Below are 15095 nucleotides of genomic sequence, written 5' to 3' on the forward strand. Positions count from 1 at the left end.
TGTTACCCACCATGACGCCTCCGCAGTCCGATCGGTTGCATCTCGGGCCGAACTTTTTCCGTGGCGGCGCCGGACTACCCTCCGAGTCATGGTCAACCTCACCCGCATCTACACGCGCACCGGCGACGCCGGCGAGACCCGCCTGGGCGACATGAGCGTGACGACCAAGACCGACCTGCGCCTGCAGGCCTACGCCGACGTGGACGAGGCGAACGCCGTCCTCGGTGTCGCGCTGGCGACGGGCGGGCTCGAGGACGACGTGGCGCAGGTGCTGCTGCGGGTGCAGAACGACCTCTTCGACGTCGGCGCCGACCTGTGCACGCCCGTGGTGGCTGAGCCGGAGTTCCCCCCGCTGCGCATCGAGCAGGCCTACGTCGACCGCCTCGAGCGCTGGTGCGACCACTACAACGACCCGCTGCCCAAGCTGCGCTCCTTCATCCTCAACGGCGGTACGCCGGCCGCAGCCCACCTGCACGTGGCGCGCACGGTCGTCCGCCGTGCCGAGCGGGCCGCGTGGGCGGCGTACGAGGTGCACGGCGAGGTGATGAACCCGCTCGCGATCACCTACCTGAACCGTCTGTCCGACCTGGTGTTCATCCTGGCCCGCCACGCGAACCGCGAGCAGGGCGACGTGCTGTGGGTGCCGGGCGGTGAGCGCGGCGACGGGTGAGCCGCCCGGCGACACGTCCGCCCGGCCTGTGACCGGGCCTGTGACCCGGCCTGTGACCGGGCCTGTGACCGGCCCTGTGGATGGATGCCGGTCACGTCGGACCTGCGTGCCACGATGAGCGGACCGTGAACGTCCTCGCCCATCTCACCGACGACTTCCTGGCGCGCCACTTCGACGCCGGGACGCTCGGACGCGCGCAGGACGTCGTGGCGCTGGGCGGCGTGGGCCGCCCGGAGATCGGGAAGCTGGCCGCGGACTCCGTGTCCGCGAGCGCGGAGGTGATCGGCAGCCGCGAGCTGCCCTACCAGGTCCAGCTCCACGTCGAGGCTCCCAAGGACGCCTACGCCGGCTGGATCTTCACCGTGTGCACCTGTCCGGTGCGCTCGATGTGCAAGCACGGCGCCGCGCTCGCGCTGACCCTGCGCCGGACGTTCTCGCAGCCGGCCGGCGAGGCCGCCTGGCGCCGCTCGCTGGAGCGCCTCGTCGGCGAGCTCGAGCGGCAGCAGCCGCGGGTGCGCGAGGACGTCCCCCTGGCGCTCGAGGTGTCGCTCGGCGACGACGACGGCTACCTGTCGGCCGGCCCGACCCTGCGCATTCGTCCCCTGCGCCGCGGCAAGAGCAAGCCGTGGGTCAAGACGGGCGCCGACTGGCGTGACATCGCCAACGGCTCGACGCGCGGCTTCGTGCGCGGGCAGGCGGACGCGGTGGCGGCGCTGCAGGCCCAGTGGTCGGGCCACCGCGCCTACTACTACGCGGGGATGGCTCCCTCGCTCGACGAGTTCGGGGACCAGGTCGTGCGGGCGCTGCGCAACGCGCGCGAGGCGGGCGTCGTCCTGGTGGCGGCGCGTCCGCTGTCCTCGGTGGAGCTCGCCGACGAGCCGGCCCATGTCGTCACCGAGCTCGTCGACAGCGACGGCGGCACCGCCCTCCGGGCGGCCGTCACCCTCGGCGAGCGGACCTGGCGCGGCGACGCGGTGGTCCTGATGGGAGAGCCGGCGACCGTGGTCGGACTCCTCGACGACGCCGGACAGGTCGTCATCGCCACGACCACGGCCCCGGTCCCGGCGGCGCTGCGCCACCTCGTGGACGGGCCGCCGATCGTCGTACCGCCCGCGGACCTGGCCGACTTCCGGGCCACGCTGCCCGGCCTGATGCGCCTGGTGCCGGTGCGGGCCGAGGCGTCCACCGTCGACCTGCCGGAGCCGCTCACCCCCACCCTCGTGCTGACCGTCTCCTGGCACAGCGCCACCAAGGCCGGTCTCGGCTGGCACTGGCAGTACGGCGACGACCCCGAGCGCAGCTGCGCGCTGACGAGTGGCGACGGTCTCGGCGGGGTCCGTGACCACGAGGCCGAGCAGCGGCTGCTCGCGTCGGTCCCCCAGGCGCTGTTGCACGTCTCCACGCTCAGCGACGGAGACGCCCTCACGCTCGCCATCCACGACCTGCCCCACCTGCGCGAGACCGAGGGGGTCCGGGTCGTCGAGGAGGAGCGTCCGGACTTCCGCGAGGTCGACGTGGCTCCGGAGATCCGCTTCGACCTCGTCGAGCCCGAGCCCGGCGCGACGGACTGGCTCGACCTCGCGGTGAGCGTCACCGTCGCCGGCGAGCAGATCCCCCTGCCCGACGTGCTCGCCGCGCTCACCCTGGGCCTGGAGTTCCTCGTCCTCCCGAGCGGCCTCTACGTCACCACCGACCGGCCCGAGTTCGACCGTCTGCGCGAGGTCGTCACCGCGGCTGCGGAGCTGCGCGAGCGCGACGGAGACCGGATCGGCGTCGGCCACCACGACCTCGGCCTGTGGGCCCAGCTCGCCGAGACCGGGCTCGTCGACGCACAGGTCGCCGCGTGGGTCGAGCGGGCGCAGGCGCTGCGCGACCTCGTCGACATCCCGCGCCCCGAGCCCCGCGGCCTGATCACCGACCTGCGCAGCTACCAGCGTGAGGGCTTCTGGTGGCTCGCCTTCCTGTGGCAGCAGGGGTTGGGCGGGATCCTCGCCGACGACATGGGCCTCGGCAAGACCCTCCAGGTCCTCGCCCTCGTCGCCCACGCGCGCGCCGAGCGCCCCGACGACGCACCGTTCCTCGTCGTCGCGCCGACCAGCGTCGTCACCGCCTGGGCCACGGAGACCGCGCGGCACGCGCCCGGTCTGCGGGTGGCGGTCGCCTCGCGTCGTACCGACGACGTGGCGGCCCTGGCCCGCGACCACGACATCGTCGTCACGACCTACACCCTGCTGCGCCTGGCCCACGAGGAGTACGCCGCCCTCCCCTGGTCCGGCGTCGTGCTCGACGAGGCGCAACAGGCCAAGAACCACCAGAGCAAGACCTACCAGGCCGTGCGCACCATCGAGGCGCCCTTCAAGCTCGCCGTCACCGGCACTCCGTTCGAGAACCGGCTGATGGAGCTGTGGTCGCTGCTCTCGATCACCGTGCCCGGGCTGTACCCGTGGCCGCGCACCTTCCAGGACCTGGTGGTGCGCCCGGTGGAGCGCGACGGCGACCAGGTCGTCCTCGACCGGTTCCGGGCGCGGATCCGCCCGTTCCTGCTGCGGCGGACCAAGGAGCTGGTCGCCGACGACCTGCCGCCCAAGCAGGAGCAGGTGCTCCAGGTCGACCTCGGGCCCGCGCACCGCAAGATCTACGACACGCACCTGGCCAAGGAGCGCCAGCGGATCCTGGGCCTGGTCGAGGACTTCGACCGCAACCGGGTGGCGATCTTCAGTGCGCTGACCAAGCTGCGCCAGCTCGCCCTCGACCCCGCCCTGGTCGACGACGAGCACGAGGCGGTGGGCTCCGCCAAGCTCGACGTCCTGGTCGACCATCTCAACGAGATCACCGCCGAGGGGCACCGCGCGCTGGTGTTCAGCCAGTTCACGTCGTTCCTGACCCGGGTCCGCTCGCGCCTCGACGACGCCGGCATCGCGACGACCTATCTCGACGGCAGCACGCGCGACCGCTCCAGCGTGATCGAGCGGTTCCGCGCCGGCGACGCCCCCGTCTTCCTCATCTCACTCAAGGCCGGCGGCACCGGCCTGACCCTCACCGAGGCCGACTACGTCTTCGTCCTCGACCCGTGGTGGAACCCGGCCGCCGAGGCGCAGGCCGTCGACCGCGCCCACCGGATCGGCCAGAGCCGCCACGTGCACGTCTACCGCCTGGTCGCGACCGACACCATCGAGGAGAAGGTGATGGAGCTCAAGGCCCGCAAGGCCGAGCTGTTCGCCCAGGTCATCGACGGGGAGGGCGCGATGAGCACCTCCATCAGCGCCGAGGACATCCGCGGCCTGTTCGACTGAGCAGTCGCTCGGCGACGAAGGCGCCGACCGTCTCGGGGCAGCTGCCCCGGGCTCACCGCCGGTTCCAGTCCGTCCCGGGCGGCATCGCCTCGAGCCAGGCCTGGAAGCCGGTCAGCGAGGAGACGCTCATCGCGAGCTCGACCGGGCCGTCCGGCGCCTGACAGCGGATCACCAGGTGGTCGGGGTAGAGCGAGGCCTGCTCGGTGCCGGCGGGCTGGCGGCGTCCGTCGTACGAGAGCTCGTCACGCCGCCACGAACGCTTCGGGCGGCGCGACAGGGTGAAGACGCGGTACCACTCGAGGGTCTCGCCGGAGTAGCGACCGAGGCCGAGCATCCAACCGCGCCCCGGTGACGAGGTGCGGTAGCGGTGGCTGAGCTCGAAGGTTCCGCCGTGCCGGGAGAGCAGACGGCGCCGGACGATGAGTCCGGCGCCGTACAGCACACACACGAGCAGGAGGGCGCCACAGATGTCGAGCAGCCACCCCCACCATGCCATCTGCGTATCAGTGACCTTCTACGAGACCTTCTCGGCGGCGCGGATGCGGGCCTCGGCGTGGCGGACGCGCTGCTCGGCCTCGTTGCTCGAGTCGAGCAGCCGCTTGGCCTCCTCGAGGTCGATGCGCGCCTGGGACACCTCGATGTCCTCGGCGAGCTCGACCCGCTCGGCCAGGATCGACACGCGGTCGTTCGCCACCGACAGGAAGCCGCCGTCCACCGCGACGACCACCAGCTGGTTGGAGTTGGCCACCTGGATCTCGACCACCGACGCGGAGAGCAGCGACAGCGTGGGCGCGTGGCCGCGCAGCACGCCGATGTCTCCCTCGAGCGTGCGCGCGATGATCATCGCCGCCTCACCGGACCACACGGTCCGGTCGGCAGCGACGAGCTCGACGTGCAGGTGCTCGACCGTGCTCTCAGCCATGATCAGAGGCTCTTCTGGATCTCGGCCCAGTTGCGCTCGACGTCGTCGAGACCACCGCACATGAAGAAGGCCTGCTCGGCGACGTGGTCGTACTCACCGTCGGCGATCTTGTTGAACGCCTCGATGGTGTCGGCCACGGGAACCGTCGAGCCCTCGATGCCGGTGAACTGCTTGGCGACGTAGGTGTTCTGCGACAGGAACCGCTGGATGCGACGGGCGCGGGACACGATGATCTTGTCCTCTTCGGACAGCTCGTCGACACCGAGGATCGCGATGATGTCCTGGAGCTCCTTGTTGCGCTGCAGGATCTGCTTGACGCGGATCGCGCAGTCGTAGTGCTCCTGACCGATGTACTGCGGGTCGAGGATCCGGGAGGTCGAGGTCAGCGGGTCCACTGCCGGGTAGATGCCGAGGGAGGCGATCTCACGCGACAGCTCCGTCGTCGCGTCGAGGTGCGCGAAGGTGGTCGCCGGGGCGGGGTCGGTGTAGTCGTCCGCGGGGACGTAGATCGCCTGCATCGAGGTGATCGAGCGACCGCGGGTCGAGGTGATCCGCTCCTGCAGGGTGCCCATCTCGTCGGCGAGGTTGGGCTGGTAGCCCACCGCGGACGGCATCCGGCCGAGCAGCGTGGAGACCTCGGAGCCCGCCTGGGTGAACCGGAAGATGTTGTCGATGAAGAGCAGCACGTCCTGACCCTGGACGTCGCGGAAGTACTCCGCCATCGTCAGCGCGGACAGGGCCACGCGCAGACGCGTGCCCGGCGGCTCGTCCATCTGGCCGAACACGAGGGCGACCTTGTCGAAGACGCCCGCGTCCTTCATCTCCTCGATGAGGTCGTTGCCCTCACGGGTGCGCTCGCCGACACCGGCGAACACCGACACACCGCCGTGGTTCTTGGCGACACGCGCGATCATCTCCTGGATGAGCACGGTCTTGCCGACGCCGGCGCCGCCGAAGAGGCCGATCTTTCCACCGGTGACGTACGGCGTGAGCAGGTCGATGACCTTGATGCCGGTCTCGAACATCTGGGTCTTCGACTCGAGCTGGTCGAAGGCCGGCGCCTTGCGGTGGATGCCCCACCGCTCGGTCACGTCGACCGTCTCGCCCTGCTCGAGGTTGAGGAAGTCGCCGGTGGCGTTGAAGACCTTGCCGAGGGTGACGTCACCGACGGGGACGGTGATCGGGCCGCCGGTGTTGGTCACCGTCTGGCCGCGGACCAGGCCGTCGGTCGGCTTCAGGGAGATGGCACGGACCAGGCCGTCGCCGATGTGCTGGGCCACCTCGAGCGGGAGGGTCGTGGTCTCCCCGTCGAGGGTGATCTCGGCCTCGAGCTTGTTGTAGATCTCGGGCATGTCGTCGGTCGGGAACTCGATGTCCACGACCGGGCCGATGACCCGTGCGATCCGACCCACCGAGGCCGCACCGCTGGCGGTGGTCTCTTCAACCGTTGCAGTCATGTCTTACTCCGTCTGGTGTTTTCTCTGGTGGGTCAGTCGTTCGCAGCCTGGGCGTCGGCGAGCGCGTTGACGCCACCGACGATCTCGCTGATCTCCTGGGTGATGCCGGCCTGGCGCGCCTGGTTGGCGATCCGGGTGAGCTTCTTGATCAGCTCCTCGGCATTGTCCGTCGCGGCCTTCATCGCCTTCTGGCGGGCAGCGAGCTCGGAGGCCGCGGCCTGCAGGAGGGCGTAGAAGATCCGGCTCTGGACGTACTGCGGCAGCAGCCCGTCCAGCACCTGCGCGGCCGACGGCTCGAACTCGTAGAGCGGGAGCAGCTCGTCCGAGGACGGAGCCTCCTCGCCCTCGACGACCTCGAGCGGCAGCAGCCGGATCGCGGTCGGCTCCTGGGTGAGCATCGAGCGGAAGCGGGTGTAGACGACGTGGACCTCGTCCACGTCACCCTCTTCGCCCTGCTCCTTCAAGAACGCCGCGATCAGCGCAGCGCCGATCTCGGCCGCCTTGTCGTAGGTCGGCTGGTCCGAGAAGCCGGTCCAGGCCTGCACGAACGGGCGCCCGCGGAACTTGAAGTAGGCCTCCGCCTTGCGGCCGGCGAGGTAGAAGTCGAGCTCCTTGCCCTCGCCGCGCAGGCGCTCGGCGAGCCGCTCGACCTCCTTGAGGACGCTCGAGGAGTAGGCGCCGGCCAGACCGCGGTCGCTGGTGATGACCAGGACGGCGGCCCGCTTGGGGTTCTCCTCCTCGCGGGTCAGCGGGTGGTCGACGTTGGAGTACGTCGCCACGGCCGACACGGCACGCGTCAGCTCCCGGGCGTAGGGCGCTGCCGCCTGTGCCCGATGCTGCGCCTTGATGATCCGGGACGCAGCGATGAGCTCCATGGCGCGCGTGATCTTCTTCATCGACTCCGTCGACTTGATCCGCGCGCGGTACTCACGCAGCGAGACGGCCATGGTCAGCCCCGCTTCTGCTTGACGATCTGCTCCTGCTCGAGCTCGTCGTCGGACAGCGCCTCGGCCTCGGGCTCGTGCCCGACCTTGATGCTGCCTCCCTCGGAGGTCTCGAACTGGCTCAGGAAGGAGTCGTAGGCGGCGCTCAGGCCGTCCTCGTCCTCGAACTTCTGCGTCTCGCGGATCGCGGCGAGCAGGCCGTCGTGCGAGCGGCGCAGGTAGTCGAGGAACTCGTGCTCGAAGCGCAGCACGTCGCCGGTCGGGACGATGTCGAGCTTGCCGCTCGTGCCCAGCCACAGCGAGACCGTCATCTCCTCGAGCGGGTACGGCGAGTAGGCCGGCTGCTTGAGGAGCGCCATCAGCCGCTGGCCACGGGCCAGCTGCTGCTTGGAGGCGGCGTCGAGGTCGGAGGCGAACATCGCGAAGGCCTCCATCGCGCGGTACTGCGCGAGGTCGACCTTGAGCGAGCCGGTGACGGCCTTCATCGCCTTGGTCATCGCCGCGCCGCCGACGCGGGACACCGAGATGCCGACGTCGATGGCGGGGCGCTGGTTGGCCGCGAACAGGTCCGACTGCAAGAAGATCTGGCCGTCGGTGATCGAGATGACGTTGGTCGGGATGAACGCCGAGACGTCGTTGGCCTTGGTCTCGATGATCGGCAGGCCGGTCATCGAGCCGGCGCCGAGCTCGTCGGAGAGCTTCGCGCAGCGCTCGAGCAGACGCGAGTGCAGGTAGAAGACGTCACCCGGGTAGGCCTCGCGGCCCGGCGGGCGGCGCAGCAGCAGCGACACGGCACGGTAGGCCTCGGCCTGCTTGGTCAGGTCGTCGAACACGATGAGGACGTGCTTGCCGTCGTACATCCAGTGCTGGCCGATGGCCGATCCGGTGTAGGGCGCGAGGTACTTGAAGCCCGCGCTGTCGGACGCCGGAGCCGCCACGATCGTGGTGTACTCCAGCGCGCCGGCCTCCTCGAGGGCCCCGCGCACCGAGGCGATGGTCGAGCCCTTCTGGCCGATCGCGACGTAGATGCAGCGGACCTGCTTGGTCGGGTCGCCCGAGTCCCAGTTCTGCTTCTGGTTGATGATCGTGTCGATCGCGACCGTGGTCTTGCCGGTCGCGCGGTCGCCGATGATCAGCTGACGCTGGCCGCGACCGATGGGGGTCATCGAGTCGATGGCCTTGATGCCCGTGGCGAGCGGCTCGTGGACCGACTTGCGCGCCATCACGCCCGGCGCCTGGAGCTCGAGGGCGCGGCGGCCCTCGGTGGCGATGTCGCCGAGACCGTCGATCGGCTTGCCGAGCGGGTCGACGACGCGGCCGAGGTAGCCCTCGCCCACGGGGACGGAGAGGATCTCTCCGGTACGGCGGACCGTCTGGCCCTCCTCGATCTTGTCGAAGTCACCGAGGATGACGACACCGATCTCGCGCTCCTCGAGGTTCAGCGCGAGGCCGAGCGTGCCGTCCTCGAACTCGAGGAGCTCGTTGGCCATGGCCGACGGGAGGCCCGACACCCGGGCGATGCCGTCGCCGGCGGAGGCGACGGCGCCGACCTCCTCCTTGCTGGCGGCCGCGGGCTTGTAGTCCGCGACGTACTTGGCGAGGGCGTCGCGGATCTCGTCCGGACGGATGGAGAGTTCCGTCATCTCAGGTGCCTTCTCTCTTCTCTGCTGCTTCGAAGTCTGGTGGTTGCCGGTCAGCCGGCGATCTTGCGGCGGGCGTCGTCGAGGCGGTTCAGGACCGTGCCGTCGATGACGTCATCCCCGATCTCGACCTTCATGCCGCCGAGCACGCCCGGGTCGACGACCGTGTTGAGGTGCACCGGACGGCCGTACTGGCGCGTCAGTGCGGCCGCGAGGCGCCGCTGGTCGGCGTCGCTGAGCGGGCGGGCGACGTGGACGGTGGCCACGCCCTCGCCCTGCACCTTCGCCGCGGTGCGCTCGTAGTCCTCGAGCGCGGCGACCACGGTGCGGTACGACCCGGACAGCGCCTGCTTGACGAGCTGCGCGGTCGTCGGGAGGACCTTGCCGCCGAGCAGCGTGTCGATCAGCGCGCTCTTGTCGGCGTCCGGACGGGCCGGGTCGGAGAGCGCGTTGCGCAGGTCGCCGTTGCCGGTCACCAGCTGGCGCACGGCGAACAGCTCGTCGACCAGGGTGCCTGCCTGCAGGCCGACCGAGCGGACGGCCGCGACGACGCCGAGCTGCTCCAGGGCGTCGGCGAGATGGCGCGGACGGGTCCAGCGGCGGCCGACGGCATCGCGCAGCAGACCGAGCGTGGCTGCGTCGACCTTCCCCGCGAAGATGTCGCCGACCAGGCCCGCACGCGACTCGGCCGGAACCGACTGGTCGGTGAGGACCCGGCGCAGGGCGGCCTCGGTCCGGACGGTGCCGGCGACGGAGAACAGCTCGCCGGCGACCACCGATGCTGACGCCTCGGCCACCCCACCGACCTGGTCGGTGAGGGCGGCCATGGCGTCGGCGGAGGGGCCGCGGAAGGACACCATCAGGCGTCCTTGCCCGCGTCGGAGGCGTCAGCCGTCTCCAGCTCGGCGAGGAACCGCTCGACGACCCGCGACTGGCGGGCGTCGTCCTCGAGCGACTCACCGACGATGCGCCCGGCGAGACCGGTCGCGAGGGCGCCGACCTCGGCACGGAGCGAGGTGACCGCCTGCTGGCGCTCGGCCTCGATCTGCGCCTTGCCGTGCTCGACGATGCGGGTGGACTCGGCCTGGGCCTGCTCCCGCATCTCGGCCACGATCGCGGCTCCCTGCTCGCGCGCCTCCTCACGGATGCGTGCGGCCTCGTGACGAGCGTCGGCCAGCTGCTGCTCGAGCTCGGCCAACTTGGCGTCCGCCTCGGCCTGCTTGGTCGCAGCCGCGGCGATGCCGCCCTCGATCGCCTGCGTGCGCTCGGCGAACGTCTTCTCGAAGTTCGGAGCGACGAACTTCTTGATGGCGAAGAACAGGATCGCGAACACCACGAGGGCGAGCACGATCTCGATCCACTCGGGGATGAGGGGGTTGTGGCCCCCCTCGCCCTCCGAGGCGGCGACGATCAAGAGTGACTTCATGGACCTGACCTTGTCGATCTAGAGATGCGGACGGACTGGACCGGTGAGTTACTTGCCGGTGAGCACGAACGCGAGAGCGATGCCGATGATGGCGAGCGCCTCGGCGAGCGCGAAGCCGAGGATCGCGATCGACTGGAGACGGCTCTGCGCCTCGGGCTGACGGGCGACGCCGTTGATGTACGCGGCGAAGATCAGACCGATCGCGATGCCCGGGCCGATGGCGGCCAGGCCGTAGCCGATCATGTTGAGCGAGCCGCCCATGTCGCCGGTGATAGCCAGTGCGTTCACGGCCATTTTCCTTTCGGTTGTTTCCTGAGGTGGAAAACTGTGGTGGTTGAGGTGGAAGTCGGTGGATCCGGGTCGGATCAGTGCTCGTCGGCGAGCGCGCCCTGGATGTACATGGCGTTCAGCAGGGTGAAGACGTAGGCCTGCAGGAACTGGACCAGGATCTCCAGGAAGCTCACCAGGATCGCGAGCACCCAGGCCAGCGGCCCGGCGACGTACCCGATCCCTCCGACGTGCTCGATGAGGTAGAGACCGCCGGTCGAGAAGAGGACCAGGAGGATGTGGCCGGCGAACATGTTGCAGAACAGACGCAGGGCCAGCGTCACCGGGCGGACCAGGATGTTGGAGAAGAACTCCAGCGGGACCAGCAGCGGGTACATCGCGGGGCTGACGCCCGACGGCACGCACTGCAGCTTGAGGTAGCCCACCAGCCCGTGCTTGTGGATGCCGACGCCGTTGTAGATCAACCACGACATCCCGGCCAGCGCGTAGGCCATGCCGGCACGGCTGAACGTCGGGAACTGGATGAAGGGGACGGACGCGAAGAGGTTGTTGACCAGGATGAAGAAGAAGACCGTGACGAGGTAGGGCACGAACTTCGCGAAGTCGTGGCTGCCGATGATGTCGCGGCCCACGCTGTTGCGAACGAATCCGTAGGCGCCCTCGCCGGCGAACTGGAGCTTGCCGGGGACCAGGGCCCGCTTGCGGGAGGCGAGGTAGAAGAAGCCGAACACGAGGATCGCGGCCAGGACCAGCTGGAGCATCGGCTTGGTGACGCCCTCGGCGCCGTGCCACGGGAAGACCGCGGGCAGCTCGAAGGTGTGCGGGCCCGGTGCCGGGAAGCCGCCCTCGCTGCTGCTCTCGGCTGCGATGGTGGCGCTGGCTGCGATGATCACCAGGTCTCCTCTGCGTTCACTGCTCGTCCGGACTGTCTGACTTCGGGCTTGCGGGCCGATCTGGTGGAACCGCGCGGAACCGGGCGGCCGTCATGAAGATCCCCAGCGCGGCACCCAGGAGGATGCCGATCACCACCAGGAACGTCGTCCCGAGCCACCGGTCCGCGAGCCATCCGAGGAAGCCGTAGAACGCGACCCCGGCCACGATGTAGCCGAACGCGTGCCACGGGTCGCCCTGGGGCTTCTCCTCGGGCTGACTCATTGCGACCCGGACAATAGCAGCAGCGCCGGGTCATCGCGCACCGCCCTCGGCAGGGCTGGACGCGCGCGGTTCGAAGGCCGGGATCCGGGCCGTGGTGGCGAGCAGGATCTGCGCCGTCATCCACACGAACGCGCCGAGGATGATGGCCACGCCGACCCAGGTGCCGTCGAGCTCTTCGCCCAGCAGACCCGATCGGTTGAGCGCCACGAACACCAGCGCCATGAGCACGACCTGCAGGGTGTAGGTCAGCAGCGCGAAGAGGAGCGAGGCGGCCGGCATCAGCCGCGCGACCAGCTCGACGCTCAGCGAGCCGAACGCGAACACGCCCACGGCGACCACTCCCCCGACAGCGGCTCCCAGGGCGGCGGCGGAGCCGGCGACGAGAGCGGCGACCAGGACGAGGAGCACCGCGGCGACGGCGGCCACCAGGGCCGCACGCATCACCACGCGGTGTGTCCGGGTCTCGGTCGTCAGCATCGGCGGCCGTTCTGCTCGGGAGCGTCCTGGGCGGTCTGCGGAGACTGCTCTCCGAGACTTCGTGAAAGTTATCACAAAGTCGTCCGGGGCTCCGAATCGGGGGTCGGCTGCGGCTCCTTGAGCGCCTCGGCGGGGTCGTGCACATGCGGGAGGGCGAACGTCAGGGCGAGCGTGACGAGCAGGCTCAGGCCGAGGCCGGCCCACACGATCGGACCGGTGAACACGCTGGCCAGCACCACCCCGAAGGCGATCAGGCCGGCCCACAGCCACATGATGATCACCGCCCGCCGGTGCGAGTGCCCGATCTCCAGCAAGCGGTGGTGCAGATGCTGCTTGTCCGGGGCGAAGGGTGAGCGCCCGGCCCGCGTGCGTCGTACGACGGCCAGGACCAGGTCGGCCAGCGGCACGATCAGGATGAGGATCGGCAGGGCGAACGGCAGCAGGACGGGGAGCAGGCTCGCGCGCGCGCCGTCGGCGCCCTGGACCAGGTCGCCCGGCGGGAACTGGGTCGTGATCGTGATCGCGGTGGCGGAGAGGACCAGTCCGATCAGCATCGACCCGCTGTCGCCCATGAACAGCCGGGCCGGGTGGAAGTTGTGGACCAGGAAGCCGGCGCAGGCGCCGGTCAGCGCTGCGGCGAGGAGCGCTCCGGTGGTCGCCAGGGTGAGGTCGTTGAGATAGGCCAGTGCGTAGCAGAACAGGAAGAACGCGGCCGCGCTGATGCCGATCACGCCGGCCGCCAGCCCGTCGAGGCCGTCGATGAAGTTGACCGCGTTGACGGTCGCCAGGACCACGAAGGCGGTGAGCAGGGCTCCCTGGCCGGTGTCGAGCGAGAAGACCTCGCCGGTGGACTGGTAGAAGTACTTGAACTGGATGCCGGCGTAGACGAGCACGCCGACCGCGAGCACCTGGCCGCCGAACTTGGTGAGGGCGTCGAGGTCGAAGATGTCGTCCACCACGCCGACGGCGCACACCAGCGAGCCCGCCACGAGCACCGGCAGCGCGTCGCTCGAGAACGGGTTCCGCGTGCTCAGGAACGGCAGCTGCTGCGCGACCAGGTAGGCCGCCCACAGCCCGCCCAGCATCGCGAGTCCGCCGAGGTACGGGATGGGCTCGGCGTGGACGTCGCGATCGCGGACCTTCGCGACCGCGCCCGTGCGCAGCGCGATCTCCCGGGCGACGACCGTCAGCAGGTGGGTGACGACGGCTGCGACCAGGAAGACGACGAGGTACTCACGCATCGGCCGGATCGGCCTCCTGCGTGCTCCCGGGCTCGTCCGACTCGACCTGGACGCTCACACCGAGATCGGCGAGCACGGCGTCGAGGTCCGCGACCGGAATCGCGCCGAGACGCAGCAGCCGCGGCCGCTCGCCGGTGGCGTCGATGATCGTCGAGGCCACTCCCCCGGGCGACGCCCCGGCGTCGACCACGACGGCGACCGACTCGCCCAGCATCTCGAGCGCAGCGGCGGCGTCGAGGGCCGCCGGCCGGCCGGTCAGGTTGGCGGAGCTGACCGCGAGCGGGCCGGTGCGGTCGAGGAGCTCGCGGGCGACGGCGTGGTCGGGCATCCGGACCGCGACGGTGCCGCGAGTCTCCCCCAGGTCCCACTGCAACGAGGGCTGCTGGTGGCACACGATCGTCAGCGCACCGGGCCAGAACCGCTCGACCAGCGGGGCGACGTACGACGGCACCCGGGTCGCGAGCGCCTCGAGTGTGCCCTTCGTGCCGACCAGGACAGGCGGGGGCATCTCGCGACCGCGGCCCTTGGCCGCCAGCAGCCGGGCCACGGCCTCGGCGTCGAAGGCGTCGGCCCCGACTCCGTAGACGGTGTCGGTCGGCAGGACCACCAGGCGACCCAGGCGGACGGCGCGGCTCGCCGCGTCCAGGGCCGCCTCGCGCTCCTCGTCGCTCTCGGTCGGGAAACGCTCGGCACTCACGCGCTCCATCCTTCCACTGCGTCGTCACCGTGGCGTGGGCGGCGTGCCGTGGTGTAGCGAGGACGCCCGGCCAGGTCGAGGTGGTCGCGGACCTCCTCCCATCGGGCCTCGCGGCTGAACACCGCGGGCGCCGACTCGCCCTGCGCGTCGGCATGCTCGACGCCGACGACACCTCCCGGTCGGAGGAGGACCAGGCCGCGCTCGGCGATCACCCGGATCGCGTCGAGGCCGTCGTCCCCGGAGAACAGGGCGAGGTGGGGATCGTGGTCGCGGGCTTCAGCAGCCACCGACTCCCACGCCTCCAGCGGGACGTAGGGCGGGTTGCTGACGAGCACGTCGACGCGGCCGGCGAGGTCGTCGAACGCGGTGGCCAGGTCGCCGAGGCGCAGCTCGACGCCGGTTCCCGCCAGGTTGCGCTCGGCCCAGGCGTGGGCGGGCGGGTCGAGCTCGACGGCGAACACCCGCGCCGCGGGCACCTCGTGGGCGATGCTCTTGGCGATCACGCCCGAGCCGGTGCACAGGTCGACCACGACCGGGCTGGCGCCCGTGGCCGCGAGCGCCGCCGCGTGCTCGATCGCCCACCCGGCCAACAGCTCGGTCTCCGGGCGGGGGACGAACACCCCCGGACCGACGGCCACCTCGATGTGACGGAACCACGCGGTGCCGATCAGGTGCTGGAGCGGCTCGCGCGCCGCGCGGCGGGCCACCAGGTCGTCGTACCTCCGGAGCAGGGCGGGATCGACCTCGGTGACGAGGTGCAGGCCGCCCCGGGTCGTGCCGAGGACGTGGGCGAGCAGCTCGCCGGCGTCGTACTCGGGACTCGCGACGCCGGCCGCGCGCAGCCGGTCGGCGGCCTCGCGCAGCAACTGCCTGGGGTCGCCCACC

Annotated in this window: 16 protein-coding genes; 2 read left to right on the forward strand and 14 right to left on the reverse strand. The window is 70.7% G+C overall.

All coding sequences use genetic code 11. The features are described 5' to 3' along the window. Window positions 1–88: 88 nt before the first annotated feature. Both FHP29_RS02950 and FHP29_RS02955 read left to right on the forward strand, forming a co-directional pair. Window positions 89–670 carry a cob(I)yrinic acid a,c-diamide adenosyltransferase gene (locus tag FHP29_RS02950; RefSeq protein ID WP_139621379.1) on the forward strand — a complete coding sequence of 194 codons (582 nt, stop codon included), beginning with the start codon at window positions 89–91 and terminating at the stop codon, window positions 668–670. A gap of 125 nt (window positions 671–795) precedes the next feature. Then, window positions 796–3963: a DEAD/DEAH box helicase gene (locus FHP29_RS02955; RefSeq protein ID WP_139621380.1), complete on the forward strand. Its 3168-nt coding sequence runs from the start codon at window positions 796–798 to the stop codon at window positions 3961–3963. A gap of 52 nt (window positions 3964–4015) precedes the next feature. Here the strand turns inward: FHP29_RS02955 and FHP29_RS02960 are convergent, their stop codons facing one another. From FHP29_RS02960 to prmC, 14 genes are all read right to left on the reverse strand, one after another. Beyond that, window positions 4016–4459, reverse strand: coding sequence for a DUF2550 domain-containing protein (locus FHP29_RS02960; protein WP_139621381.1), 444 nt, complete (start codon window positions 4457–4459; stop codon window positions 4016–4018). 18 nt (window positions 4460–4477) lie between these two features. Continuing rightward, window positions 4478–4885 (reverse strand): F0F1 ATP synthase subunit epsilon, encoded by a 408-nt coding sequence (locus FHP29_RS02965; RefSeq protein ID WP_139621382.1) that lies wholly within the window; start codon window positions 4883–4885, stop codon window positions 4478–4480. Between the two features lie 2 nt (window positions 4886–4887). Next, window positions 4888–6342: a F0F1 ATP synthase subunit beta gene (gene atpD / locus FHP29_RS02970; protein ID WP_139621383.1), complete on the reverse strand. Its 1455-nt coding sequence runs from the start codon at window positions 6340–6342 to the stop codon at window positions 4888–4890. Between the two features lie 32 nt (window positions 6343–6374). Further along, on the reverse strand, window positions 6375–7289 hold the full coding sequence (locus FHP29_RS02975; protein WP_139621384.1) for a F0F1 ATP synthase subunit gamma: 915 nt from the start codon (window positions 7287–7289) through the stop codon (window positions 6375–6377). Between the two features lie 2 nt (window positions 7290–7291). After that, the gene (atpA, locus tag FHP29_RS02980) at window positions 7292–8929 is read right to left on the reverse strand and encodes a F0F1 ATP synthase subunit alpha (RefSeq protein WP_139621385.1); all 1638 of its coding nucleotides are present in this window, start codon (window positions 8927–8929) and stop codon (window positions 7292–7294) included. Between the two features lie 50 nt (window positions 8930–8979). Further along, window positions 8980–9786, reverse strand: a complete 807-nt coding sequence (locus FHP29_RS02985; RefSeq protein WP_240044269.1) for a F0F1 ATP synthase subunit delta — start codon at window positions 9784–9786, stop codon at window positions 8980–8982. Continuing rightward, window positions 9786–10352, reverse strand: a complete 567-nt coding sequence (locus FHP29_RS02990) for a F0F1 ATP synthase subunit B (protein ID WP_139621386.1) — start codon at window positions 10350–10352, stop codon at window positions 9786–9788. Before FHP29_RS02990 ends, FHP29_RS02985 begins: the two co-directional genes overlap by 1 nt. Before the next feature lie 48 nt (window positions 10353–10400). Further along, window positions 10401–10613 (reverse strand): ATP synthase F0 subunit C, encoded by a 213-nt coding sequence (gene atpE / locus FHP29_RS02995; protein WP_056706247.1) that lies wholly within the window; start codon window positions 10611–10613, stop codon window positions 10401–10403. Between the two features lie 104 nt (window positions 10614–10717). Next, window positions 10718–11533, reverse strand: a complete 816-nt coding sequence (atpB, locus tag FHP29_RS03000) for a F0F1 ATP synthase subunit A (RefSeq protein WP_240044270.1) — start codon at window positions 11531–11533, stop codon at window positions 10718–10720. A gap of 16 nt (window positions 11534–11549) precedes the next feature. Then, a complete protein-coding gene (locus tag FHP29_RS03005; RefSeq protein WP_139621387.1) occupies window positions 11550–11795 on the reverse strand; it encodes an AtpZ/AtpI family protein in 246 nt (81 codons plus the stop codon). A 30-nt stretch (window positions 11796–11825) separates the two neighbouring features. Next, on the reverse strand, window positions 11826–12272 hold the full coding sequence (locus tag FHP29_RS03010) for a hypothetical protein (RefSeq protein WP_139621388.1): 447 nt from the start codon (window positions 12270–12272) through the stop codon (window positions 11826–11828). Window positions 12273–12343: 71 nt separating this feature from the next. After that, entirely contained in the window at window positions 12344–13513 is a 1170-nt protein-coding gene (locus FHP29_RS03015; RefSeq protein ID WP_139621389.1) for an MraY family glycosyltransferase, read from the reverse strand. Further along, complete coding sequence (locus tag FHP29_RS03020; protein ID WP_240044271.1) at window positions 13506–14210, reverse strand: L-threonylcarbamoyladenylate synthase; 705 nt, start codon at window positions 14208–14210, stop codon at window positions 13506–13508. The genes FHP29_RS03015 and FHP29_RS03020 overlap by 8 nt, the downstream gene beginning before the upstream one ends. Then, window positions 14207–15094, reverse strand: coding sequence for a peptide chain release factor N(5)-glutamine methyltransferase (gene prmC, locus FHP29_RS21975; protein ID WP_192903951.1), 888 nt, complete (start codon window positions 15092–15094; stop codon window positions 14207–14209). The genes FHP29_RS03020 and prmC overlap by 4 nt, the downstream gene beginning before the upstream one ends. Window position 15095: the final 1 nt, after the last annotated feature.

Origin of the sequence: Nocardioides albidus, from assembly GCF_006335005.1 — a bacterium.
In the GTDB taxonomy this organism is placed as follows: domain Bacteria; phylum Actinomycetota; class Actinomycetes; order Propionibacteriales; family Nocardioidaceae; genus Nocardioides; species Nocardioides albidus.